The following is a 24,479-nucleotide window of genomic DNA, read 5'->3' as shown; positions in this document are numbered from 1 at the left end:
GCGAAGAGTTATTGCCCACAAGAGCCAGTCAGGCGGAAGGCTTTTTCACCGTCCGCTTCGCACTTTAGGCCACCAAGTTTGGCGACGCCGTCGAGGATATCCTTGACGTTAATTTCGGCGTAATCGGCGCTGATGTTGTAGTCGCAGGCGGCGGGCGCTTCGATGTCGAGATCCCAGTTGTTGCTCAACGTAGCGAGCACGACGTTGAGGGGGGCGTCTTCAAAGGTGAGCTTACCCGTGCGCCAGGCGTGGCGGTTGAGGTTGGGTGCCGGCATCATTTGGGGGCCAGCGCCGGCTTTGGCGAGTCCACACTGTTTGGCGGCGATCTTAACGGTCGCCTCCTCGTCGGTTAACTCTACGGAGCCTTCCGAGACTTCGACTTCCATTTCGCCATCGGTGACGCGGAGGTTGAAGGCCGTGCCGGTAACGCGCAGGGTGGTGCCACCCGCACTCACGAGGAATGGCTTAGTGGCGTCCTTTTCAATTTCGAAGTAACCCTGCCCCCGTAGATCTACCCGGCGCTCGGTTTCGGCGAATTCATCATCAAATGATATCTCCGCTCCGGATTGTAGCACGACGGAAGACCCGTCCGGCAAGTTGTAGGCGAGGGGAGCAGCAGTAGAGTTACTGAAGACGGTAGGTTGGTCGAGCAAGAAGTAAAGGCCAGCGGCAGCTACCAGCAGGAACGTAGCCGCGATGGATAACCACCGGCGGCTGACGACGCGTAGTTTTCTTTTGGGAGCAGCGTCAAGGTTCAATGTAGCGTGGAGCCGGCGGAGACCTTGCTCCACGTCGGGCTGAAAATCGCGCCCGTAGGCGGCGGCTAGCTGATCAATGTCTTCGTGGCTACGTGAGCTCATGCGGGGAAAAAACTTAAAAGGCGAATGCTGCCTTCAGGACACCAAAGTTAATGCGCACCCCCAAGCGCACCCATAAAAAAGCCGGTTGATTAGTCGGGGGGCTGACTTCCGGGCGCCATTACGCTTAGATCAAGGCGTTCAGCACGCAAAGTAGGGCCAGCCATTGCCGGAGGTAGCGGTAAGCGCGGGTCATTTGGTTCTCAACCGTCTTGGTAGAAATATCCAGCCGTTGCGCAATCTCGCGGTGGCTCATCTCTTCCAATTTACTCATGGTGAAAACGAGCCGACACCGTTCGGGTAGTTGGTTGATGGCTTGATTGATTCGTGTTTTCAGACCCATGCCTTCCTCCTCCTTGTTGCCAATTGCCTGGGCGGCGATAGTTTCGGGAACCTCACCGTCGTCCACTGGAATCCTTTTTTGATCGCGGAGGTAATTAAGGCTACGGTTGCGAATGGAGCGGCGGAGGTAGGAGCCCACGTTGTCCGGTGCGTTCAGGGTAGCTCGTTTTTCCCAGAGGGAAACGAAGAAATCCTGGACAATGTCCTCAGCGGTAGATTCCCGCTGAACGAAGCGATTCGCCACCTGACAGAGTTCCACGTAGTACTGCCGGAACAGGGCGTCCAGCGCCTGAGATTCCCCCGCCGCGAGGCGTTGGAATAACTGTATGTCCTGGTCCTTGGGGGTAGCCTTCATGGTCGTTGCGAGCCAAGGTAAGAAAATGTCGGTGACAAGGAGGGGGCGGAAAGTAATCCGCACCGGCCGGCCGGTTACGCGCCAAAGCAGCTAACAAAGTTTATTACCTTCGGGCTTTCCAACTTTCTCTGCGCGTAACACTACGCTCGCTTACACCCACCATTTATGTTGAAGAAGGGCGTTGTTGCATGAAGATTTAAGACAAAGCTTGCGCTCATAAAATATTTAATTAAGCATTTTTTAGTTGAGAAATCGGCATGCCATGGGCTGTCATATGATTGAGTGCTTTGATTTTAATTTTGTTTTCCTGCGTTTGAGTTTCAAGTGATCGAGAGTAGTGGGTTGGACCAAAGATGGTTTTATAACGGTACATCGCCGTCTCAGATAAACTTCGTTGGTGGTAATCGGCTTCTTTTTTCCATTCTGCCCTTCCGACTTCTTCTATGCGTTTAATAAATTGATTGCGAGGATAGTCATCGGCATCACCCGGTTCCTCCCAATACCATTTCACCGCGCCTCTCTGAGGTGGAATGACAGGCCAAATATCTCGCTCCAATAAACCATCGTAGCAACTCTGTGCATCATAAGCACCATCAAGGTAGACCTCATCGATTTCGGCTTCGACCTGATCGAGAAGATCATTTACCTGAGATTCATCGCTCTCGGAGTTAGTCGTCGTGATATGGCAATGAATAAAGCCAGTGCAAGGATCAACACCCAAATGAAGTTTACGCCAGGTACGACGCTTGCTCCATCCGTGCTTGCGGCATTTCCACTCGCCTTCACCGTAAACCTTGACTCCCGTCGAGTCTATCGCAATCGTGATCGGGCCGCTAGCTGGAATCGCAAAAGGACTAATGTTGAGAGTGCGAAAACGGCGGTTAACCTGTGTAAAACTTGGTACTTTCAGGTGCGCTAGGTCCATGAGTTGAAGCAGACCCACGGTAAAACCACGAGACTGTCGATAGGGTAACCGAAAAATAGTCTTGATCATCATAATGGCCTCGATACAGGTATCACTATAAGTTTCTTGAGCACCTCTCTGGGCTGGCGAGTCACTATACCAATTTTGGGTGACCGACTCGTCAATAATAAACGTGATGTTACCACGATTTTCCAGGGCTTTGTTGTACTCCGCCCAGTTGACTACCCGGTAATCCTGCTTATCTTTTACTTCAAATCGCTCGTCCTTCTTTATCTTTGACATGGGCTGGAAATCTATTGATTTAGTTGTCGTAAACCAAAGATATGGGCTCCAGCCCAAATTTATACTAGCCGTTTATGAGGGGAATCAGGCCCGATTCATGCAACAACGCCTTGAAGAAGTACTTTCTTTCCTTAGCCACACTACTGTCTCCTCTTTTTCTGCTGGCCCAGGATGAACCCACCGGGTTCGATGCCACGTTGCAGAACATTTTTGAGCCGATTACCGCAGCGGTTGAGTCTGTTGTTTTTGTTCAGGTCGCGGAGGGGATTCCCTTTGTTTTACCCTGGCTGATTGTTGGCGCGGTGGTCTTCACCATTTACATGGGTTTCATCAACATTACTGGCTTCAAGCACGCCCTGGACGTCGTCCGCGGAAAGTTTGATAACCCCAACGATGCCGGTGAGGTGTCTCACTTCCAGGCCCTTACCGCGGCACTCTCCGGAACCGTTGGTGTTGGTAACATCGCCGGGGTAGCCGCGGCCGTCGGCATCGGTGGCCCGGGCGCAACTTTCTGGATGATTTTCGCCGGATTACTGGGCATGACCTCAAAATTCACCGAAGTTTCGCTCGGCCTCATGTACCGTAACGTTAATGCCGACGGCTCCGTCTCCGGTGGCCCGATGTACTACCTCGACAAAGGACTGGCCGAAAAGGGCGGCATTTGGCCGACGGTCGGCAAGGTGCTGGCCGTGCTGTTCGCCATCTTCTGTATCGGCGGTAGTTTCGGTGGTGGTAACATGGTTCAGATCAATCAGGCTACCAGCCAACTCATCGCGGTGACGGGTGGAACGGAATCCTTTTTCTACGGCAACGGCTGGATTTTCGGCGCCATCGTCGCCGTCGTCGTTGGCCTCATCATCATTGGTGGTATTAAGAGTATTGCCAAGGTGACGGAGCGCATCGTCCCCTTCATGGTCGGTATTTACCTCGTAGGTGCGCTGATCGTGCTGGGGTACCACTTCACCGATATCCCCGCCGCTTTCGGCAGCATCTTCAGTGGTGCGTTTGCTTCGGACGCTATGTACGGTGGCTTCATTGGTGTACTGATTCAGGGCTTCCGCCGCTCGGCTTTCTCTAACGAGGCCGGTGTTGGTTCCGCCTCTATCGCCCACTCGGCGGCGAAAACGGATGAGCCCATCAGCGAAGGTGTCGTTGCCTTGCTGGAGCCCTTCATTGATACGGTCGTCATCTGTACCATCACCGCCCTGGTGATCATCATCACGAACTACGGTGGCAATGGTGGTGAGTGGGCCCTGAATGGCCTCAACTCCGGCGAGATTGCGGACATCAGCGTTACTTCCGCGGCCTTCGGTTCGGTCATCAGTTGGTTCCCCACCGTGCTTGCGTTTGCGGTCATCCTCTTTGCGCTATCTACCATGATCAGCTGGTCCTACTACGGCATGAAGTGTTGGACTTACCTGTTTGGTGAGTCCGTCGTCAACGAAATTATTTATAAGGTGCTGTTCTGCCTTTTCGTCGTCATCGGTTCGGCGATTAGCGCGCGGGCGGTCTTTGGTTTTGGCGATGCCATGATCTTCGCCATGTGTTTCCCCAACGTGCTGGGTCTTTACATCCTGATGCCCAACGTCCGCCGTGCGTTGTCGGACTATATGCGCCGCATCAAATCGGGTGAGATCAAGCAATACGATAAGCAGGGGAACGTCATCAACTAATCATCTGCTATTCGCCTACCAATTCACAGCGGGGCGCTGCCGCGGGTGCGAGGTAAGGACGGAAGAGCGGCAAAGGGCCGGTATCCAGCAATGGGTGCCGGCCTTTTGCGTGTTGGGAAAACCTGTGGCGAAGATTGCGGTTAGGACGGTTACAACTTACGCCGCCTTGACGACCCACATCCTGTTACTGCTTCTTGCTGGTATTGCCTTGCTGGGAACGTTCATGCTACCGGGCCTGCTCCGGAACCGTATCCTGACACTGCCCATCATTTACGTGGCCTTCGGCTTCGCCGTTTTCAGCCTTCCTTTGGAGTTGCCCCTTATGAACCCGGAAGACCAGCGGGTGGACCGGCAGTTGATGGAATACATCACCGAGTTCATCGTCATCATCTCGTTGGCGGGGACGGGCCTGAAGATTACACGCTCTCCCAGTTTAAAGAATTGGGCGACGGGCTGGTACCTCCTGGCCATCGCCATGCCTCTGACGATCGCTGCCCTCGCGATCTTGGGATGGGCGTGGATTGGGCTGGCGCCGGCCTCCGCGATCCTTTTGGGAGCGGTGCTGGCCCCGACGGACCCCGTTCTGGCGGCCAACGTCCAGGTGGGCCCGCCCGAGGACGATAGCCCGGGGGATGAGGTCCGGTTTGGTCTAACATTGGAGGCGGGGCTGAATGATGGGTTGGCATTCCCGTTCGTCTACTTGGCCATTGCGCTCGTAGGTGCTACCAACGTAAGTGATGCCGTCCTGACGTGGGCCTGGTGGGATTTTGGGTACCGCATTGCCGTTGGTACACTAATGGGCTGGGCGCTGGGGCTGGGCTTGGCGTGGCTATTCGCCAAGTTCTTGCAGCGGATGAAGAAGGAACGGGATACCGAAATTGAAGAAGGCTTCTTCATCCTGGCCGCAACGCTGCTGACGTACTCCATTACGGAGATTGCCGAAGGCTACGGCTTCCTGGCCGTCTTCGTGGCCGCCGTAGTCGCTTCCCGCCATCGGGACGTGGACACGGAAGCTCAACAAGAAAGCTACGAGGCCATCGACCAGGTAGAGCAGGCAGTACTGGGCATCTTTCTCATCGCCTTCGGTGGGATCACGGCCACCGGTGGACTGTCCGACCTGACGTGGCCGGGAGCCTTACTGGGCTTAGCCTTACTCCTGGTTATTCGACCGCTGGCGGGTTTAGTCTCATTTCTACCGTCGAAGTTGCCTTTCGTGGAAAGGATGGCCATCAGTTACTTCGGGATTCGCGGGGTAGGTTCCCTTTACTATTTGGCCTACGCCCATAACTCCGAAGCCTTTCCGGAAATTGATCAGGTGTGGAGTATCGTTAACTTTACCATGCTGGTTTCCATCTTTCTGCACGGGCTGAGCGTAAAGCCTGTCCTCGGTTGGGTCGACCGCGTGATGCAAACCCACCGCTCAGAAGGCGAAACCTAAACCTACCTGGACCATACGACTTCCTTTCCGATATGCTTAGAATTATCTTCTCCGCTCTTTTGCTCTTTAGCTTCGCCTGCACCAGTTCCCCGTTCGATGACGCTGCCTTCCCCGAAGACCAGCGCCTGGCCAAATTGGCCTTTAAACGCATGAGCGAACACGGCCGCATGGAACCCGTCCTGGAAGAAGGGAGCGTCTTCAAGGACTGGCAATTCGAAGTGACCCCGACAACAAGTAAGGTGGCAACGCACACAACGGAAAAGAGCCCCGTAGTACTGGCAGATGGCTCTGGTATCACCTATTCTGCTATGTTTCCCAATAGTATATTTACCGGAGACCAAGCTGTCGGTTTCGCAACGGGTACCGTCACGAAAGTAGAACGCGACCTAGCGGCCGGTACCATCCGGGCCGAATTAGAGATCACCACCTGGCGCCCCAAAAAGTAGCACCTTCCTGCCTTAGAAGTAATTACTCAATCGCCGCAATACAACTGATCTCTACGTTCACATATTTCGGCAAATTTGCGACCTCCACCAATTCGCGTGCCGGGGCTTCTTCCGCGTCGAAGTACTCACTGTAAATGGCGTTGATCCTACCAAAATTCTCAATGTCGCTCACGAATACGCTACACTTGATCACGCTGGCGAAACTGGCGCCCCCGGCTTTCAGCACCGCCCCCATATTGTCCAATACACGCCGGGTCTCCACCTCCAGGTCATCCGTCAGTAATTCATTCGTAGCCGGGTCAATGGCGATCTGGCCACTCAAGTAGAGTACCCCGTTATGGGCAATCGCCTGGTTGTAAGCCCCAACGGGCGCGGGTGCGTCGGGCGTGTTAATCACTTTTCTCATAGTAGCTCAAAGGTTGGTTTAGCAATACCACAATGATAGAAATAAACTACCGCTGTCACGGTGAAAACGTAACAGCGGTAGCCATGAAATAGCGGTAGCTAGGTAACGGCGGCAGCCATGAAACAGCGGTAGCCAAATCAAAAATCACCTATCAAATATCCCATATCCCATATCTCTCACAGCGGTAGCCAAATCAAATATCACCTATCAAATATCGCATATCACATATCTTCCACAGCGGCAGCCATGAAACAGCGGTAGCTATGAAACAGCGGCAGCCAAATCGAGAATCGAGAATCGCATATCGCATATCGCAAATCGGCCTACGGCCGCACCCTTCCCTTATTCTTAACCCATTTCTCCATCCACTGGTCTTGTTCCCACAACAAGTGCAAAATCGATTCCTTCGCCCGGTATCCGTGGCTTTCCTTCGGTAGCATGACCAAACGAACGGTAGCGCCCAGCCCTTTCAACGCATTGAAATAGCGTTCCGACTGCAGTGGATAGGTCCCTGAGTTGTTGTCCGCCTCGCCGTGGACGAGCAGCAACGGCGTCTTCATTTTGTCGGCGTGCATGAAGGGGGACATGGTGTTGTACACTTCCGGCGCATCCCAGTAAGAGCGTTGCTCAGATTGGAAACCAAATGGCGTCAGCGTCCGGTTGTAGGCGCCCGAACGGGCAATGCCGGCGGCGAACAGGTCGGAGTGGGAGAGGAGGTTCGCTACCATGAAAGCACCGTAACTATGACCGCCCACGGCCACCCGTTCGCGATCTATGTAACCCAGGTCGTCCACCGCATCAATGGCGGCTTTGGCGTTATCCACCAACTGCTTGCGGAAGGAATCGTTAGGTTCCGTGTCCCCTTCACCCACGATGGGGAAGGCCGCGCCGTCGAGGACTACGTACCCACGCGTCACCCAGTATACGGGGCTGCCGTAGTAGGGGTAGATGAATTTATTGGCGTTGGCCGTTGTCTGGGAGGCACTTGCCTTGTCCTTGTATTCCCGCGGGTAAGCCCAGAGGATCATGGGCATCTTTTCCTTCTTATCCTTATCGTAGCCGACGGGTAGATACAGGGTGCCCGAAAGCTCCAGCCCGTCTTCCCGGTTGTAGGTGATGACTTCCTTGTGCACCTTGCCCAGAGCCTCGAATGGGTTCTCGAAGTTGGTGATCTGGGTCAGCTGGTTGGTCTTCACGTTGCGGAAGTAGTAGTTGGGGTAGTCCGTCGGTGCCTCGATCCGTACCTGTAGCTGCCCGGTTTCTGCGTCGTAGTCTTGCAGATTTTCCACCTTGCCGTCAAGCTTGGATGTGTACAAACGCTTGGTTTCGCCGCTCGCCAGGTCCATTTCATCGAGGAATGGGAATTGGCCTTCCTTGGTGTATCCAGCACCCAAAAGGTTGGCCTTGCCATCGTGGACGGCCACCACGTAGCGGCCATACTCATTGCGGTGCTCTACGAAGCTACCTGGGTCGCTGTAACGATCCTGGTAATTGCGGCTGGAGATTTCTTTTGCTTCTCCACCCACCGACGGGTTGAAGGTGTAAGTGCGGGTATTCCGCGTGTCGAACCACCGGTCGTAGGCGAAGGCGAGATCGTCAGTAGCAAAATCGATGCCGGCGAAGCGGTCGATGGTTTTTACCAGTGGGCGACCTTCTCCCTTGAATGGAGCCGGGAGGGTAAACACCTGGTCTCGGTACTCCACTTCTTTGGCGGGGTCACCTTCGTCCAGCGCTTCTACGTACATAAGCTCTGCCGCCTTATCCGCCCGCCAGCTTACGTAGCGGCGGCCTTTTTGTACCGCCATGAATCCTTTTGGGAGGTCTTCCACCAGTGGCTCCTCATTTACGATCTGGACGAGTTTACCCTGCTCATCGTACACGGAGGTAACACTCGGGAAACGGTAGTAAGGGACGAGGTAGGAAAAGGGCTTCTCAATCCGGTTGACCATCACGTACCGGCCATCCGGGCTGTGGCTGATGCTGCCGTACATCGCGGTGGGCAGCCACTTCTCCTGGCGGCCATCGGTGAAAACTTGGCGCACTTCACTCCGGGCGAGTTGCTCGAAATTGTGCTCGTCGTTCGGGTTTTTCAGGAGATCCTGGTAGGTACGGTTCTGAGCTTTCTTGCCGTCCGCCGTAGAAATGGTAGGGCCGGTGGGTACTGCGGTTGCGCCGTCGATCAGCGGCTTTCTATCTTGGGGAAGGAACTTGACGAGCATGCTCTTTCCGTCCTTGAACCAGTTAATGACGTCCCGCATATTGGCATTCACGGCTCCTTCAGTAGCCTTGGTAAGCTGCCGCGCCTGACCACTTGCCACGTCCAGTAGCCAGATTTCTACGCCTGCATCCGTTGTGTGCGTCATCGCAATCTGGGAATGATCGGGCGACCAACTGAAGTTGGATAGTCGGGGCGTTGCCGGTAGGCCGGTCACGTCCATGGCAGCTCCCATTCCCTTTACATCCCGCACCGCGACGTTAGTGTAGTAGGTAGTTCGGCTCCCAATATTGGTCTTGGGGTCAATCCGCAGCCCACCCAGACGCATTTCCTGCTGGCTGAGTTCGGCAATGGATTTGTAGGCATCCCGGTAAAGCAGGACCATCCGTTTCTTGTTCTTATCCATCAGGACGCCGGGGGCAAGGGGAACGTCCACCAGCTTAAGAATATCATCCGGAGGCTTCTGGTAGCCGAGCGCGTCCTGGGCGCTGGCGCAGGTGCAAACAAATAGGAACAAGAAAAGGGCAGACAGGAATCTTCCGTACATGGTTAAAATGGTTTAGGTTTCTACTGCGGAAGATAGGAAGTTCCCCGTTTAGTCAATAACCTGAAAACCTTAGTTAACCTAAAAGCAGACTGGGCTTGCCGCATGCATACGGATATCTGTGGCTCAAACCAACCGCCTTAAAACACCAAAAGCCCGCCGAAATTATTCGGCAGGCTACTGATGCAGTAACGACTTACTAAGTAGGGTGGTCCTTACTCGTTCTCGTCGGTGCTGTCTTCGTCGAGTTCGACGGCTACTTCGGGTGCCTTCACGAGGAGGTTACCGTTGTAGAACATATTTCCTTCTGCGTCCGTGTAGGCGCGGTGAGGCTGGTGCGTTTCGCCGGTTGTCTTACAAACCGTGAGGGTAGGCTCGGTAGCTTTGTAGTGAGTACGACGCTTGCGCTTGCGTTGCTTCGAGATCCGGGACTTAGGATGTGCCATGGCGAATTGTATTTATGTAGTAAGTAGTTTCTTGTTAGCTTAAATCTTTGAGTACATCCCAGGGGCTGGGTTTGTCCGTATCGCCATCCTCCTTAACGTCACCGTCGGAAGCATATTCGATACTGTCGTCGATCCGGTCCAGCATTTCCTCATCGCAGGGGAAGGGAGCTGAACCCTCACGGCAGTCAAAAGTCCTGATCATAGGGATGGCCAGCAGGATCAATTCGTACGCGTAGGGTGCCGCATTGAACAGACTGGTATCCGGATCAAGGTATATGAGGTTAGCCTCATCCTCCATCTCGTCGGCGCCGGAGGTAAATTTCGCGATGAGCGATTCTTTTCCGGCGATCGGAAGATCAATATCTGCCATGCAACGGTCGCAAGTGGTTGCGATCGTACCGGCAAAATCGAAGGTTAACGTCATTTCGCGGGTCCTCCGGTCAACGGTAAGTTCCAACTTAATGTCGGCCCGTGTGACAGGAGCATCCTTGAACGACGCGAAAAAGGCATCGTCGGCCACCAACTCGTAAGTGTACAGGCCCTGGCCAAGTCCCCGAAGTGGAAAAATGAATGGTGCTTGTGCGGACATAACTAGCTGATTGCTTGTGCCTTGATTAAAGGTCTAATCCCCAAACTGCGTACCCGTTGGTACACTGGGTGTTTCAAAGTGGGCGCAAAGATAAGTGTTTAATTGGAAACTACCTCCAACACTTCGTAGGATGATCAAATATTATTTGCCCGCCCAACCGCTGAGAATGTTCATCAGGAATTTGGCTTTAATTAAGCCGAAGCATTGATCATACCTGGCGCTGCAGTTCCCGGTAGGCGGCGCCGAGATTATTAATGACATCTTCTGCAATCAGAAATTGCTGGGTGCCATCCTCCGCCGCCAGATCACCCGCCAGACCGTGAAGGTAGACACCCAGCAGACAGGCGGATTTCGAATCGTAGCCCTGGGCCAGCAGACCCGTCAACAATCCGGTCAGCACGTCTCCCGTACCGGCCGTCCCCATGCCGGGGTTACCGGTCGGGTTGGCGTAGATCTTTCCTTCCGGGGTGGCGATGGTGGTGTAGCCGGTCTTGAGCACGATGTAGATTCCCCAGTGCACTGCCATCTCCCGTTGCACCTGCCACCGGGCAAAACTATCCGTAGTATCGCCAAACAAGCGTTGGAATTCTTTGGGGTGGGGCGTCAGGATGGAACCCTTCGGGACTTCATCGAATAACTCCTGATGCTGCCCCAGAATATTAAGGGCATCTGCGTCGAGCACCATGGGACGGTCGTACCGCTTCAGCAAATTGCTCAGGAGTTTAACCGTGAGGTTCTTGGTGCCCAAGCCCGGGCCGATACCAATGGTGGCGTATGGATTGACGTCGCCCACCTCCGTCGCGTGGTAACGGTGAGCATCAACGGTACACATGGCCTCGGGGAAAGCGATCTGCATGATCTCGTACCCACTGCGGGGAACGTGCGCCGTCACCAAACCCGCCCCGGAACGGAGGACAGCCCGGGCCGCCAGCACCGCCGCGCCCATCTTGCCAAAGGATCCGGCTACCAACAGCGCGTGCCCGAAGGTGCCCTTATGGTCATTGGCGCGGCGCGGCTTGATTAACCTGCTGACGGTAGCCGCGTCGAGCAACACATCCGGCGCGGAATATCCTTCCGGGCGTAGGTGTCGGACGGCCGCCGGCCCGTGCAGCGCAAAGGGCACGATCGTCACCTCACCGAAGAAGGGGGCGTTCTCCGGTGCGAACAAAGCTGCTTTCGGGTACCCGAGGGATAGCGTCCGGTCCGCCTGCATGATGGTACCAGTCGAAGGCTCGTCCGCCAGCATTCCACTGGGGAGGTCTAAAGCAATGCGGGTAAGGCCTTCTACCTGACTATAGAACTTTACGACCTGTTCCAGGAAGCCGGATAGCGGCCTGGAAAGGCCCGTACCCAGCAGCGCGTCAATAAGGATCACGCCGGGAGCGGGAGTGGGCAGCTTGTGGTGTTCCTCCAACAAATTAATCGGGAAACCCTGCTGCCGGGCCCGCGTCAGATTGGTGTTGTTATCCGGACTACGGGACCCACCTAATACCAGGACGTGCACTTTGAAATTGAGTCCAGCCAGCATGCGCGCTACCGCCAAACCGTCTCCGCCATTGTTGCCGTTGCCGCAAAGGATGAGCACCGGGCCATCCTTCGGCCGGTACAGTTTGATGAATGCGTTCGTAAAGGCTTTAGAAGCCCGTTCCATCAACTCGAGGCTGCTGATTCCTTCCGTATGGACGGTCAGTTCGTCGAGGGAGCGCAACTCCGGTGAAGAAAGAATTTGCACGGGCTCGGCGTTTGGTGGAGGGGGTAGGAATAGGTTAGGCCAACCGGAGGAGCTTACTGTTTTGGACCCACGGTATCGAGCTCCGCGTCTTTTCGGTCCTGACGCAGCACCTTACGGCGGCTCTTGAAAGGAACGTAGCGGTAGGGGCGTTCCTGCAGGTCGCTGAAGAGGGTGTCAGCCTCAAGCGTAGCTGAATTTAGGCGGTTGTAGATCTCGTCATCCGTCAGCAGCTTGCCAAGGGTGCCTTCGCCGTTCTTCACGTCTTCCATCACGTCGGCGACGCCTTCGATGGCGCCGTTAGCACGCGTGAGGGTTCCCCGCAGCTCGGTGACGGCACCGTTGATCTCCGTCATCGTTTGCTCGAGTTCAAGTTGGTTGAGCTTGGAGCTCACGCCGTTGGCGTTGTCGATGATGCCGGCGAGCGCTTCCTGTTTGTTAGCCAGGGTAGTGCTGATCTCGGCGAGGTTATCCATCGTCGTATTGATCTCTCCGGCATTTGCGCTGAGGATGCGATCGAGGCGGGCGGTGGTGCCTTTCAGGTTCTGCATCACTACGGCGAGGTCATTCGTACTCCGGGCGATGGGGTTGTCGCTTTCTTCGTCGAAGAGTGTATACTGCAGACTATCAATGGTTTGGGACAGTTGACCTTTAAAGTCGCCCAGTGGGTCTTCCCCGTCTTCGGTGCCAAGGAAGCCGGCCAAGATGCTCCGCGTGGCACCTTCCAGGGTAGCCCCGTCCGGTGCACAGTCTCCCTCGCCGAAGCAGGGTTGGGCGTAGGTGAGGTCAATGGCTTTTTCCCCCAGCAGGCTGATGCTGATGATATAGGCCTTAGTGCCCTTGGGAATGTTGATTTCATCCCGAATGTCGAGTTCCACCTGTACGATCCTGGTCTGCTGGTCGAGTTGAATGTTACTCACTGAACCGACAATTACCCCGCTGATCTGTACGGGCGTACCCACGGTAAGCCCGGCTACGTCCTCGTAATTGACGTAGTACACGTTGCTGCTGGAAAAGAGGTTCGTCCCCTGAATGTATTTAAAGCCCCAGAAGGCCAAGCCAATGGCCACAATGGCCAGCAGGCCAATTTTAACTTCGTATCGCATATCGGGGAGTGAGGTAAGCTGGTAGTTTGGGTGGCCGGGCATCGGAGTTAATTGTCGTGCGCCCGGGGTAAGGTCAATTCCGTACCGTAACGCGATGATGCCCCGCATGGTTTGGTAGATTGCTAACTTGGGCGTTTATCGGCCGCCAGCGCTCTTTGGTCGATGTTCCGCCCCCGGCTGGCACTAACTTGGCCCCTACTTGAGTTTGGCCTTTCGACCGAAGCGTCCACTTATGAGAAATTACCACAAGTACCTGCTATTTCTGGCGGCCCGTAAAGAGATTGACGCTCCTACTTACGCGCAACGGCTACAGGAAAACGTAGAACCCAACGCGCGGGCCTGGCAACGCTTCACCGCCACCGGTTTGCTCGCCTTTGGCCTGGGTTTACTCGCCTGCGGGCTCATCTTTCTCCTGGCCTTCAACTGGGACGCGTTGAGCAAATGGCAGAAGTTGACCATCGCTGCGCTGGGGGTGGCTACGCCAACGTTGCTGGCCCTCACCAACTTATTCTCGGCGGGAAACCGAAAGATCTTGATGACCGTAGCGGCCTTCATGGTCGGGGGGCTTTTTGCGGTTTACGGGCAGATCTACCAGACCGGGGCGGATGCCTTCGAGTACTTCCTGGCCTGGACTTGGTTCATCACCATCTGGGCCATCGTCGTCGATTTTCCGGCACTGTGGTTGATCTGGTTGGCGGCCTTCAACTTCACGCTCTATTTCTACGGTGAGCAGATGCTGAACGGTTGGCGTACCTACGAAATGCTCAGTATTCAGTTCGTTTTGTCTGCACTGATTCTGCTCGGGCTGGCCACCTGGTCCAGAAAACGTTCAAAACCCTATCCGAGGTGGTTCCTCAACGTGATTGCCCTGGCCGTCGCTACGTTAGGCTGCGTAGCCATCATGTTCAGCACCTGGCACGACGACGAAAATGGCCGCTACGTAATCATTCGGTTTGCCATTCTAATCGTAATCGTTTTAGCACTCGTCGTCGGTAAGGCGTATCGCTGGTTGGGCTTGATGGCCAGCATGGCCTTATCCCTGATCGTATCTATTGCGGTATTGATCGTCAGCGGCTCGGAAACGACGGAAGCAATTCTTATCGCATCCTTCTGGACGCTTGGTGCCACTACGGCGACCGTGCTCTCCCTGAATATCCTCCGGAAATACTGGCGAGACGAAGAAGATTCGGAGTTGCAATTAAGCAATCAGGTGGGCGCTGCCGCAGGTGCTCAGCAAAAGGCAAGCAATCTGGACGAGCCTGTAGTGATATTGGATCCAAATGAAGAACCAAACCTACCCCTGAATCCGGAGGATAGTCCCTCATCAGCATTGGAAACGGAATACCACCAACTGGAGCGGGAAAAACCAAGCATCGGTCTCCAACTCCTCAGCCTGGCGGGTGGCCTGTTGGCTATGGTAGCCATCATCGCTTTCCTGGCCCTCGCCGGCCTACTCGACGAACCGGAGGGAAGGTTGGCATTGGGAATACTTTTCATTGGTGTCGGGATCGCCATGGACCGTGGCAAACAGGGAGACTTCCTGGGCGCCCTCAGCGTATCCGGCGTCACGACTGGTATTCTCCTTTTCATCGCCGCCTGGCTGGAATGGTCGGAACCCTCCTTCCGCACGGTGATGCTGTCCGTCGCGGTGATGTGTCTGGTCTTACTAAGTATTGCCAAGAGTAGCGTGCTTCGCGTCCTCCTCGTAACGGGTATGCACGCGGGGTTTCTCATCGGTACCTTCGATCCGGATGGTGGAGCACTACAGTACCTGCCGCGTCTCTACGTACTGGGGATGGGAATGTTCCTGGCCGCCTGGATGTTGCTGGAGGTCAGAATTGTGAATGCGTCTCCGTGGCTGGCCCGCAGGTACGGGGCCATTCGTACCGGTACGATGGTGTCCCTAATCGCTGGGGCGATATTCGTGCGTTGGGTTGGCCTATTCAGTAGCTACGAGCAGTTTTATTATCCCTTCGGTTTTCCTACCCTGGAGTGGCTATTACTCCCGGCCCTGTACGTCGCGTACCTCGTCCTGAAGCGTCACTGGCCGGACCCTAACCAGTGGATTCCCTACCTGCTTGGCGTAGGTCTTCTCTTCTTGCCCTTCACTTTTGCACCTGCGGCAGCGCCCGCCATCCTGGTGATTATGCTCTCCGTAAAACAAGGCTACCGTTTGGGTTTGATGCTCGGAATTGCTGCTTTCCTCTACTTTATTGGACAGTTTTACTACGACTTGAACATCTCCTTGTTGAACAAATCGTTTCTGCTTATTGGTGCCGGGGCGTTCTATTTGATTGGCTACGCCGTGGTGCGTAAAAAACTTGCGACCGATGAAATTCTCCACTAAGCACCTGATCCTGATCAATTTGCTGATCCTTTTCGGTTTTCTGGCCATGAGTATCAGCAGTAAAGAAACTCTGTTAAAGGAGGGTCAACTGGTACTCCTCGAACTGGTACCCATCGACCCGCGCTCACTCATGCAGGGCGACTACATGCGCCTCGAATACGCCATCGCGCAACGGAAGTACGGCGAGGTATACGGCAAACAAGGGTACGTCGTGATCCGGCTCGATGAGGATGGGGTAGGGGAGGCACAGCGCTACCAGCAAGATAAATTACCCCTGGAGCCAGGTGAGATCCTGCTCCCTTACCGCAACTCGGAATGGGACACCGATATCGGTGCCAACTCCTACTTCTTCCAGGAAGGCCGGGAGGATGATTTCGCCGAAGCCCGCTACGGCGGCCTGCGGGTGGATGATGACGGCAACTCAGTATTGGCCGGGCTTTATAACGAAGAACGCCAATTGATCGAGTGATCTTTATGCCACTGCGACCGGCTCCGGGCGGAATTCACTCACCCAGCTGATCGCGGCGCGAACCTTGTCCATTTCAGCAATCCGGGTAGCTTCGTCGTAATCGTAAGCGCTGGCGAACACGGCAACAACTTCTTCCAAAACCGGCTCGATGGACGGCATGTCGAAGTACAGGCGGCCAGACCGACGCTCCACCCAGTCGATGGGGTAGAGGGCGAACTCTTTTTCGATACAAAAGGCAGCTTCGGCGCAAGCCAGACGCGCCACGTCAGTGCCCTCCGCGCGCAGCACGGAAGCATCGATGATCTCCGGGCTTTGCTTCCCGTAATTGGCGACGAGGTAACCAGCGCGGTCCGGCGCGAGGCTGGCGGCCAGTAAGTGGTTAGCGACGGTTTTTTCGTAGTTCAGCACCTCCTCGAAATCCTTGAAGGGGCCACCGGTCAGTTCGATCTCCTTGGTATGGGTGTCTTTCAATTTTTCTCCGTCCTCCCGCATTTGTTTCCCGACCCGGTCCACGACGCGTTCGGCCATTTTGCGGTAACCAGTGAGCTTGCCACCCGCGATGCTGAGGAGGCCAGACTTAGACTCGAAGATCTCGTCCTTGCGCGACATTTCGCCGGCGGATTTCCCCTGCTCGTAAATGAGGGGGCGGACACCGGCCCAGCTGGATTCTACGTCCTCCACGACGAGGTTAACGTCGGGGAAAATGGCGTTTGTCCCGTCCAGCAAGTACTGCACGTCCTCCAGGTAGGTGGGGATGGCGTCAGGGTCACCTTTGTACGGCGTATCCGTAGTACCGATGTAGGTACAGCGCAAACGAGGGATAGCGAAAAGCATCCGGCCGTCCGACACGTCGAAATAAACGGCGTGCTGCAACGGTAGGCGCTCGCGGGCCACCACGATGTGAACGCCTTTGGAGAGGAATACCCCGCGGTTGGTCATGCTCTTATCTACCTTACGCAGGTCGTCCACCCACGGTCCGGTACAGCTGATGACGTGTTCAGTGCTCACGGTGATGCGGGCATCCGTGTGGCGATCGTGCATGACGACGCCGTTGATCTTTTCTGCTTCGTCGTAGGTGAAGTCGACGGCCTCTACGTAGTTCAGAGCGGTAGCGCCGTGTGCTACGGCCGTCTTGATGTTTTCGATGGTGAGGCGGGCGTCGTCCGTCCGGTACTCGGCGTAGAAGCCTCCGCCTTTAAGGATGTCGTCGCGCAGGAGCGGTTCGTAATCCGCGGTTTCTTCCTTGCTCAGCATGACGCGCTTGTCGTCGCCTTCCACGTCCGCCAGGAAATCGTATACCCACAGTGCCATGCTGGTGGATAGCTTGCCGAGAGAGCCACCCTCAACGAGAGGAAGCAACATCTTTTCGGGACGGACGAGGTGGGGCGCCAATTCGTGGACGACGGCGCGTTCCTGCCCGACTTCTCGTACGAGGCCGATCTCCAGGTTCTTGAGGTAACGCAGGCCACCGTGAATGAGCTTGGTGGATTTAGAGCTCGTGCCCGAAGCAAAATCGTTGCGCTCGATGACGAGTACGTCTAACCCCCGGCTGGCCGCATCGAGCGCCACGCCAGCACCGGTAATGCCTCCACCAATGACGACGAGGTCAAAGCGGTGGGAAGCAATTTTATTCAGGTCGGAGGCGCGTTGTTGGGAAGCGTTCATGCAGTGGGATGGATTTCAGGTATAAATATAAATAGGTCCTGAATGTTGATATTCCGCCAGCACTATCCGGTAAATATTTGTTGAGTGTTTTACTATCGCCTAGCGAATGCACGTTGAAATCCTACATTTAACCCCATGATTACCCTCCCCAGCCCCGAGATTGCCTGCATCGGCGAATTACTCATCGACATGATCAGCACGGATTACGCCGACGATTTTGCCTCCGCCAGAAGCTACGAACGCCTCGCCGGGGGCAGCCCGGCCAACCTGGCGATGAACCTGGCGAGGTTGGGGAAATCCGTTGGCCTCATTGCTGCCGTTGGTCGTGATGCTGCCGGTCAGCTCCTCATCGAAGAGGTGGCCGCAGCGGGTGTGGAAACCATGGGCATCGCTCAGTTGCCTCTACCTACGACCTTGATCTTGGTCACCAAGAGCAAGGAGGTCAGCCAGTTCGAAGCCTACCGCAGCGCCGACCGCCACCTGAGCGCCGAGCAGTTCGCCTACCTGGATCTCGATAAGCTTAAGGTGATGCACACCACTGCTTTCGCCCTGAGCCACGAGCCCGCTCGGTCCGTTATTCTCGACCAAATGGATCAGGGCGCTGCCGCAGGTGCCAGGTTGAGTACGGACTTTAATTACGCCGCCAAGATCTGGGAGGGCAAGCGCGAGGAAGCCATCGCCACCCTGAGGCGAATAGCCGCCGCGGGTGCCCTCATCAAAATGAGCGACGTTGATTACGAAAGACTGGTCGGGGAGCCCATCACCGACCCGAAAGTCGCGGCCACCGGTCTGCTGGATTTGGGCGCCCACGCCGTCTGCCTGACCTTAGGAGGAGAAGGGTGTTTCGTACAGTCCGCCGAAGAAAGCTTCCACCTACCCGCCAACCCCGTGGACGTAGTGGATACCACCGGCGCCGGCGATGCTTTCTGGTCCGGCTTCCTCGCCGCCTATACGGAAGACCGCTCGCTAAATGAGTGCGCTCGTGCCGGGCGTGCGATGGCTACTCTCAAGCTCTCCCGCCTCGGGCCGGTGCGCGAGAAAAGGGAGGTCGCAGACCTATTACAATTGTAGCCAGGCGCTCAAGAAAAATCCGCCAATTTTATCTGGTTGACAATCAATAGTTTGGACTGGTTGCCGCCAAAAATTGAGGATAATTTGCCAAAAACCCTTGCAGGGGTGGAATGGGCGCACGTATATTTGCAGCGCCTTACAAAATAGGGCACTTGGCTGAGCAGCCAGCAGACGCGGATTTAGCTCAGTTGGTAGAGCGCAACCTTGCCAAGGTTGAGGTCGCAGGTTCGAATCTTGTAATCCGCTCCACTCGCATAATTGGGCCATTCTTCTTCGGAGGGATGGCCCTTCTGCTTTTTGGGAAAGCCCCTCCCCGTCGCGCCGTTCGAACTCGGAGCCTTTGGCGATCACGACTGAAAGGAGTCATCTTGTAATCCGCTCCACTCGCATAATTGGGCCATTCTGTTAGCTTCGCTGCTGCCTGGCGGCGGTCGGAGGGATGGCCCTTCTGCTTTTTGGGAAAGCCCCTCCCCGTCGCGCCGTTCGAACTTAGAGCTTTTGGCGATCACGACCGTATATAACGAAAACCTAGGGTCGTCCGGCTACCGCCGTCTTGACCCTAGGCTAACTAGCGTCTCCCTCCGGGAGACTTTGGCTTTTGCGCCGGGGCGAGACGGCTGCGCCGTTAACCCCGGGCTAATAGGTGAACCCCTCCGGGGTTAAACGTAGACTTCCTCGGTTTCTCTACATGCTCTGCTTATTCTCCCGCAACCGCCGGAGGCAACTCCAGGAACTACTAAAACCCATGATCATCCAGCAACCTCCATTGTGACCATAGGCCAACTAGCGTGTCCCTTCGAGGTGCGAATGCCATTGGCATTGTATTAACCTGCGTCATTTCCCACAGTAGCCTCATCGCCGTAACTTGCGCCCCCGTTAGTCCTGTCCCGATCTCCGAGTGGGTTGGCGGACGATGTTTCATCCCTGAATGATCTCCTGAATGCGCTTACTATCCCTTCTTTTTGCCCTTTGCGTCCTGGTATCCTGCGGCGACGCGGCGGTGGCTTCTTCTAACTCTACGGCAACCTCCGGCAACGCCGCGCAATCTGCTCCTCAAGAGGTGGATCTTTCTAACGCAGAAGCGCCAAACATCCGGATCATACTAGAGAATACGCCCATCAAAGGGGCACTACTGGTCGGGCAGTTCATGGACCAGCAATTCCGGGTAGACAGCGCAAGTGTCGAAGGTAACACCATGGTCTTCCAGCGCGATGATCCTTACAACCCCGGCCATTACCTCGTGTACTTGCCCACCGGTAACGGTATCCAGATCATGATCTCCGACGATCAGACTTTTACCATGAGTGGGGATATGAGTAACCTGGCGGCAACGGCTAAAATTGAAGGGCAGGACGATACCAAGCTGTTGTACGAAGCCATGGCGTACGAGCAGTCCCTCCAGTCAGAATTCCAGGCATTGAGCAATCGCCGGTCCGGATTACGTGCGGGTACCCCGGAGTACGATGCGGCAGCCGCGGATCGCCGAGCATTAGTGGCCAAGCGACAAGCGAAGTTGGAAGAGATCTTTGCCAAAGCCCCCAACTCGCTGTTTACGACCTTCAAGCGCGCCGGCCAAAATCCCAACCTGAAGGATCTCCGCCTTCCCAATGGCGATCCAGATGAGGTCGCTCAGGTCGCTGATTTTCGCTACCATTTTTGGGATGGGGTAGACTTCAGCGACGCCCGCCTACTCCGCACGCCGGTCATCAAAACGAAGCTGAATCGCTACATTAAAGAGTTGACGCCACAAAACGCCGATTCGATTATCGTGGCGGCCGACCGGCTGCTCGCCAAAACCGGTTACCAGGGTAAGTTTTTCGAATTCTTTGCCAACTGGATCACCCTGCAGTACGAACCCGGAAAATCGACCGTCATGGACGCGGAAGCAATCCACGTCAATATGATTCAGAAGTACTTCACCAAAGAGCGGGCTACCTGGTCCGACAGCATGACCGTCTACGGTTTGCAGCAGCGCGCCAGCACGATGGCGCAGAGTTTGATTGGCTTACCAGCGCCGGACATCACCGTCCCCGGATTGGATGGTCAGGGCAAGCGACTGTACGATCTGAAAAAACCCTACATCGCGGTATTCATGTTCAACCCGGAGTGCGAGCACTGTATCGAGCAGGCCCCCAAACTCACGGCACTTTACCCCAGCCTCCGTAATGAGTTAGACATTTACGCCATCGCCCTTGATACCGAACCCGAGAAGTGGAAGAACTTCGTCAAAGCATACAACTTCACGCCCTTCACCAACGTGTTCGACCCGACTAACCGCTCGATCTTCAAGACCTTCTACGTCGACAATACGCCCGAGCTCTACCTCATCGACGCTGATCGGAAGATTGTAGCCAAAAACCTAAAGGTGAGTCAATTAGCGGAGGCAATCCAGATGGATAAGGTGAAATAATTAGCGAAAATCGCTACCGCACCTTTTTACCATTGATGCGCATCACGAAGGCATCAGTCGTGAAGCGTGCTCTCACTTTGGCGAGCGCGCGGTCCCGTTCTGCAGCCGTCGTATAGGTCGTCTTCACGCCAACGCGGGTGTAGCGGCCGGCCTTTTCGGTGAAGGCCTCGAACCCCGCCTGCTCAATCCTGAGGACGTTCTTGCGCACGTTGGCGGCGTTGCCGTAGAGGCCCGTCGCGATCAGGGCAACGTTCGTTCCGGTAGTATTCGTTGCGGGTCTTGGCGGGGCAACCGTAGTTGGTGCGGGGGCAATAATGGCGCTCCCATCGCTTGTGCCCGGTTGCCGGACGGGGCGAGTTTTAGCGGCTTCATCGTCAACTCGATTACGTTCGTTGGTCAACCGGGGTGCTTCGTCTGGTTGGATGCTATTTGCGGGTACGGGCGCTGGCGCAGGTGCCGTGTTTTGCCGAACGGGCGGCGCAGTAACCGGTTGCTCCCGTTGCACGACGGGGGAACGCGGATCATCAGTGGATGCGCCCGCTACGGAACGGAAAAGGCCGTAAATCGCCCACAGGGCAATTAGGAGTAGAATGATACCAAGGGTATACCAGAGCGCGGGTGGGTACACTTTCGCTTCCCGCCGTGGGGGTAGGGTAGCCGTCGCTGCCGCCTCACTCCCGCCAACCGCTGCCCCAGTACCAGTAAGAGATGCGCCGGCCAATGGGTCACCTGCTACCTCCGCCGTCGCCCTCCGATTGATGGGTTGGAATGCGACCGCGGGTAATCCAAACGCTTTCTTCGACAGCCCTTCGGCTACGGTAGTGAATACGATCTGGTCGTCGAATTGCTGAAAGAGCGTCCCGATACCATCCAGTTTGACGTGTTCCCCCGTCTGCAAACGGCTACGGATGTCGGCAATCAAGGCCTGCATCTCTCTTTCTGCCTGCGGACGGAGCATCCCTTTTTTTTCCACGAGCGCGCGCAGCAGTCGACCGTCGTTTACGATCAGATTGCCGTTAAATACCACCCTCGCGGAGGGGGGGAGGATCTTCCGGTCCGCTCCACTCAGGACGGCTGCGTAGTTCTCTCGAATAAAGGTGCCGAGGCTCGGTAAAGCCACGCGGCCTTCGTCCACCAGGACTTCACGAAGCGTTGTTTGCAGCAGATCAGACATGCGGCGAAGGTAGGGGTTTCGGGGGCAGTTCAAGACCACCCGGTTATGTTTTGCGGTCCTAAATTTTGGGGCTATTACTGGTTACTAGCGATCTCCCCGATGTGGAAGAGTGCATCTCCCTGGCTAACGACGGCCGCATTGGTGTGGCCAATCAAAAAGCCGTCTCGGGGGGAGAGAATCCGTTTGTTAGGTCGGGTACCCTGCGGGTCGGAGATCACCCCAATTGGCTCACCTTTGCGGACGCGGAAACCGCTACGTTTCGTCCACTGAAAGAGACCCGCGCGCCCGGCCCGCACCCAGACGCTGTTGTGGACGCGGACGGGTTGCTTATCACCGGTCACTACCTTTCCGGGGAGCATCCCCTGGTGTTGCAGCAGCCGTTTGATGCCGGCTAATCCGACGTCAATACTCAGCGCATCGTAGCGCAGATTTTCCCCACCCTCAAAAGTGAGCACGGGAAGGCTAAGGTTTTTCTCCGCTGTTCGCCGTAGGGATTTGGCCGGGGCTCGGTTGGCGATGATCAGGGGAGGGGAGAAGGCTTCCGCTGCCCGCTTGGCCGTCTGTTCACCCGCATTGTACCGGATCTGGGGATAGTTATAGGTGCCCCGACCGCCCGTGTGAAAGTCAACGGCCAAGTCTACGTGCGGTAGGATATTCTTACTCAAACCATAAGCGATGCGGCTGGCGAGGGAACCTTTAAGCGAACCGGGAAAACTGCGGTTGACGTCCTTGCCGTCCGGTACGTCACGGCTGAAATTGTTGAATCCGTATACGTTCAGTAGGGGGACGGCAATGACCGTTCCGGTATCCAGGCTGGAGAAAATCTTTTCCCGCAGGGCCCGGCGCACGATCTCCACCCCGTTGATCTCGTCTCCGTGGATCCCGGCTAAAAACAAAACGGTCGGGCCGGGTTTGTAGGCCCGGAAGACGTGGGCGGCGATCGAAACTTCGTTACCACTGGGAAGCTGACCGGCCACCACTTCGACGGGGCCGGACTGACCGGGGTAGAACTCCCCGTTCGCAATCAGTAAGGGTTGGATGTCACTCATTTTTTCACTTTAGCGGTGGCGTAATTGATGATGGCGCCGGCTACGTCCACATCAGTTGTTGTTTCGATGCCTTCCAGGCCGGGGCTGGCGTTGACTTCCATCAGCAGGTAGCCGTGGCGGCTGGGAATCAAGTCCACGCCGGCAATCTCTACCCCCAGGACGCTGGCTGCCTTCAGGACCAGATCCTGGTCGGCGGACGACAACTCAATGGGTACGGCGCTTGCCCCCCGGTGCATGTTGGCCCGGAATTCTCCTTCGATGGCCCGCCGTTCCATGGTAGCCACGATTTGGTCTCCCACTACGAAAGACCGGACGTCCTTTCCCTCACTTTCTTCGATGAATTCCTGCAGGATCACGCGCTGCTGAAGTTGAAGGAATCCTTCCGCGATGCGCTCCAATTCGAAAAGACTGTGGGCCAGGGCCACGCCGACACCGTGGGTGCTTTCCAACATCTTCACGACTACCGGGTAAGCACCCAAGGTCAAGGCGGCGAGCCGGACCTCCCGCAACGTGAAGCAGAGTACGGTAGCGGGGATCGGTAGGCCGGCGCCCGCCAGCACTTGCAAGCTGCCCATCTTGTCACGGGCCAGTTGCAGTGCGTTGGCGTTCATGGTGTGAGGGACGTTCATTACGTCGAGCTGGCGCAGCAGAGCCGCCCCCCTTACCGTCATGTTCGCCCCGATGCGGGGGATGACGAGTTGGGGACTCTTCATCGGCCTACCGTCGTACAGTAGGTGAAAGTGGTCACCGTCCAGAGCGGGGCTGCAGTAGGCGTGGTCCACGACTTCGACGGTATGGCCACGATCTTCTCCGGCGGCAACGATGCGGGAGGTACTGTAAAGGGTGGGCCCCCGCGAAAATACGGTCACTCTCATTTTGAAGGGGTTGAGGAAAACAAAGATGACCCGAATACGCTGATAAACGAAAAGGATTTCGGCCGG

General features: G+C 55.9%; 20 protein-coding genes and 1 tRNA gene. 8 read left to right on the top strand and 13 right to left on the bottom strand.

All coding sequences use genetic code 11. The features are described 5' to 3' along the window. Positions 1-8 precede the first annotated feature (8 nt). The 3 genes from A3850_RS16655 to A3850_RS16645 all read right to left on the bottom strand — a co-directional run bounded on the left by A3850_RS16655 (position 9) and on the right by A3850_RS16645 (position 2,761). Positions 9-860 (bottom strand): FecR family protein, encoded by an 852-nt coding sequence (locus A3850_RS16655; RefSeq protein ID WP_068219104.1) that lies wholly within the window; start codon positions 858-860, stop codon positions 9-11. A gap of 124 nt (positions 861-984) precedes the next feature. Continuing rightward, positions 985-1,554 carry an RNA polymerase sigma-70 factor gene (locus A3850_RS16650; RefSeq protein WP_068219101.1) on the bottom strand — a complete coding sequence of 190 codons (570 nt, stop codon included), beginning with the start codon at positions 1,552-1,554 and terminating at the stop codon, positions 985-987. A gap of 229 nt (positions 1,555-1,783) precedes the next feature. Continuing rightward, the gene (locus A3850_RS16645; protein ID WP_082921635.1) at positions 1,784-2,761 is read right to left on the bottom strand and encodes an IS5 family transposase; all 978 of its coding nucleotides are present in this window, start codon (positions 2,759-2,761) and stop codon (positions 1,784-1,786) included. 74 nt (positions 2,762-2,835) lie between these two features. Between A3850_RS16645 and A3850_RS16640 the strand changes: the two genes are divergently transcribed. The 3 genes from A3850_RS16640 (at position 2,836) to A3850_RS16630 (ending at position 6,318) form a co-directional block, all read left to right on the top strand. Beyond that, positions 2,836-4,434: a sodium:alanine symporter family protein gene (locus A3850_RS16640; protein WP_068219099.1), complete on the top strand. Its 1,599-nt coding sequence runs from the start codon at positions 2,836-2,838 to the stop codon at positions 4,432-4,434. A gap of 166 nt (positions 4,435-4,600) precedes the next feature. After that, positions 4,601-5,872, top strand: coding sequence for a sodium:proton antiporter (locus tag A3850_RS16635; RefSeq protein ID WP_068219096.1), 1,272 nt, complete (start codon positions 4,601-4,603; stop codon positions 5,870-5,872). A gap of 32 nt (positions 5,873-5,904) precedes the next feature. Continuing rightward, positions 5,905-6,318 (top strand): hypothetical protein, encoded by a 414-nt coding sequence (locus A3850_RS16630; protein ID WP_157501325.1) that lies wholly within the window; start codon positions 5,905-5,907, stop codon positions 6,316-6,318. 22 nt (positions 6,319-6,340) lie between these two features. Here A3850_RS16630 and A3850_RS16625 read toward each other — a convergent pair whose 3' ends face one another. From A3850_RS16625 to A3850_RS16600, 6 genes are all read right to left on the bottom strand, one after another. Then, positions 6,341-6,724: a Rid family detoxifying hydrolase gene (locus tag A3850_RS16625; protein ID WP_068219089.1), complete on the bottom strand. Its 384-nt coding sequence runs from the start codon at positions 6,722-6,724 to the stop codon at positions 6,341-6,343. 323 nt (positions 6,725-7,047) lie between these two features. Beyond that, the gene (locus A3850_RS16620; RefSeq protein WP_068219086.1) at positions 7,048-9,486 is read right to left on the bottom strand and encodes a prolyl oligopeptidase family serine peptidase; all 2,439 of its coding nucleotides are present in this window, start codon (positions 9,484-9,486) and stop codon (positions 7,048-7,050) included. 212 nt (positions 9,487-9,698) lie between these two features. Continuing rightward, positions 9,699-9,929 carry a 50S ribosomal protein L32 gene (gene rpmF, locus A3850_RS16615; RefSeq protein ID WP_068219083.1) on the bottom strand — a complete coding sequence of 77 codons (231 nt, stop codon included), beginning with the start codon at positions 9,927-9,929 and terminating at the stop codon, positions 9,699-9,701. 34 nt (positions 9,930-9,963) lie between these two features. Beyond that, positions 9,964-10,518 (bottom strand): DUF177 domain-containing protein, encoded by a 555-nt coding sequence (locus A3850_RS16610; protein ID WP_068219079.1) that lies wholly within the window; start codon positions 10,516-10,518, stop codon positions 9,964-9,966. A 208-nt stretch (positions 10,519-10,726) separates the two neighbouring features. Then, the gene (locus A3850_RS16605; protein ID WP_068219076.1) at positions 10,727-12,250 is read right to left on the bottom strand and encodes a bifunctional ADP-dependent NAD(P)H-hydrate dehydratase/NAD(P)H-hydrate epimerase; all 1,524 of its coding nucleotides are present in this window, start codon (positions 12,248-12,250) and stop codon (positions 10,727-10,729) included. A gap of 53 nt (positions 12,251-12,303) precedes the next feature. Next, positions 12,304-13,353 carry an MlaD family protein gene (locus A3850_RS16600; protein WP_197494082.1) on the bottom strand — a complete coding sequence of 350 codons (1,050 nt, stop codon included), beginning with the start codon at positions 13,351-13,353 and terminating at the stop codon, positions 12,304-12,306. Positions 13,354-13,585: 232 nt separating this feature from the next. Here A3850_RS16600 and A3850_RS16595 point away from each other — a divergent pair, with 232 nt between their 5' ends. After that, entirely contained in the window at positions 13,586-15,700 is a 2,115-nt protein-coding gene (locus A3850_RS16595) for a DUF2157 domain-containing protein (protein WP_068219069.1), read from the top strand. Beyond that, entirely contained in the window at positions 15,684-16,169 is a 486-nt protein-coding gene (locus A3850_RS16590; protein WP_068219066.1) for a GDYXXLXY domain-containing protein, read from the top strand. The genes A3850_RS16595 and A3850_RS16590 overlap by 17 nt, the downstream gene beginning before the upstream one ends. A 3-nt stretch (positions 16,170-16,172) precedes the next feature. Here A3850_RS16590 and A3850_RS16585 read toward each other — a convergent pair whose 3' ends face one another. After that, on the bottom strand, positions 16,173-17,834 hold the full coding sequence (locus A3850_RS16585; protein ID WP_068219063.1) for a glycerol-3-phosphate dehydrogenase/oxidase: 1,662 nt from the start codon (positions 17,832-17,834) through the stop codon (positions 16,173-16,175). 135 nt (positions 17,835-17,969) lie between these two features. Here A3850_RS16585 and A3850_RS16580 point away from each other — a divergent pair, with 135 nt between their 5' ends. From A3850_RS16580 to A3850_RS16570, 3 genes are all read left to right on the top strand, one after another. Further along, the gene (locus A3850_RS16580) at positions 17,970-18,905 is read left to right on the top strand and encodes a carbohydrate kinase family protein (RefSeq protein ID WP_068219060.1); all 936 of its coding nucleotides are present in this window, start codon (positions 17,970-17,972) and stop codon (positions 18,903-18,905) included. A gap of 173 nt (positions 18,906-19,078) precedes the next feature. After that, positions 19,079-19,154 (top strand) — tRNA-Gly (locus tag A3850_RS16575). A 691-nt stretch (positions 19,155-19,845) separates the two neighbouring features. Then, complete coding sequence (locus A3850_RS16570; protein ID WP_068219058.1) at positions 19,846-21,315, top strand: TlpA family protein disulfide reductase; 1,470 nt, start codon at positions 19,846-19,848, stop codon at positions 21,313-21,315. 13 nt (positions 21,316-21,328) lie between these two features. On the opposite strand, the gene A3850_RS16565 is transcribed toward A3850_RS16570, so the two are convergent. The 3 genes from A3850_RS16565 to A3850_RS16555 form a co-directional block, all read right to left on the bottom strand. Next, positions 21,329-22,489: a hypothetical protein gene (locus tag A3850_RS16565; protein WP_068219056.1), complete on the bottom strand. Its 1,161-nt coding sequence runs from the start codon at positions 22,487-22,489 to the stop codon at positions 21,329-21,331. A 74-nt stretch (positions 22,490-22,563) separates the two neighbouring features. After that, positions 22,564-23,538, bottom strand: a complete 975-nt coding sequence (locus tag A3850_RS16560) for a succinylglutamate desuccinylase/aspartoacylase family protein (RefSeq protein WP_068219052.1) — start codon at positions 23,536-23,538, stop codon at positions 22,564-22,566. After that, positions 23,535-24,413: a RimK family alpha-L-glutamate ligase gene (locus A3850_RS16555; protein WP_068219049.1), complete on the bottom strand. Its 879-nt coding sequence runs from the start codon at positions 24,411-24,413 to the stop codon at positions 23,535-23,537. Before A3850_RS16555 ends, A3850_RS16560 begins: the two co-directional genes overlap by 4 nt. Positions 24,414-24,479 lie beyond the last annotated feature (66 nt).

This window comes from Lewinella sp. 4G2 (assembly GCF_001625015.1).
GTDB lineage: Bacteria > Bacteroidota > Bacteroidia > Chitinophagales > Saprospiraceae > Neolewinella.
Note: the sequence above shows the minus strand (reverse complement) of the source record. Positions and strands in the feature narration are given on the sequence as shown.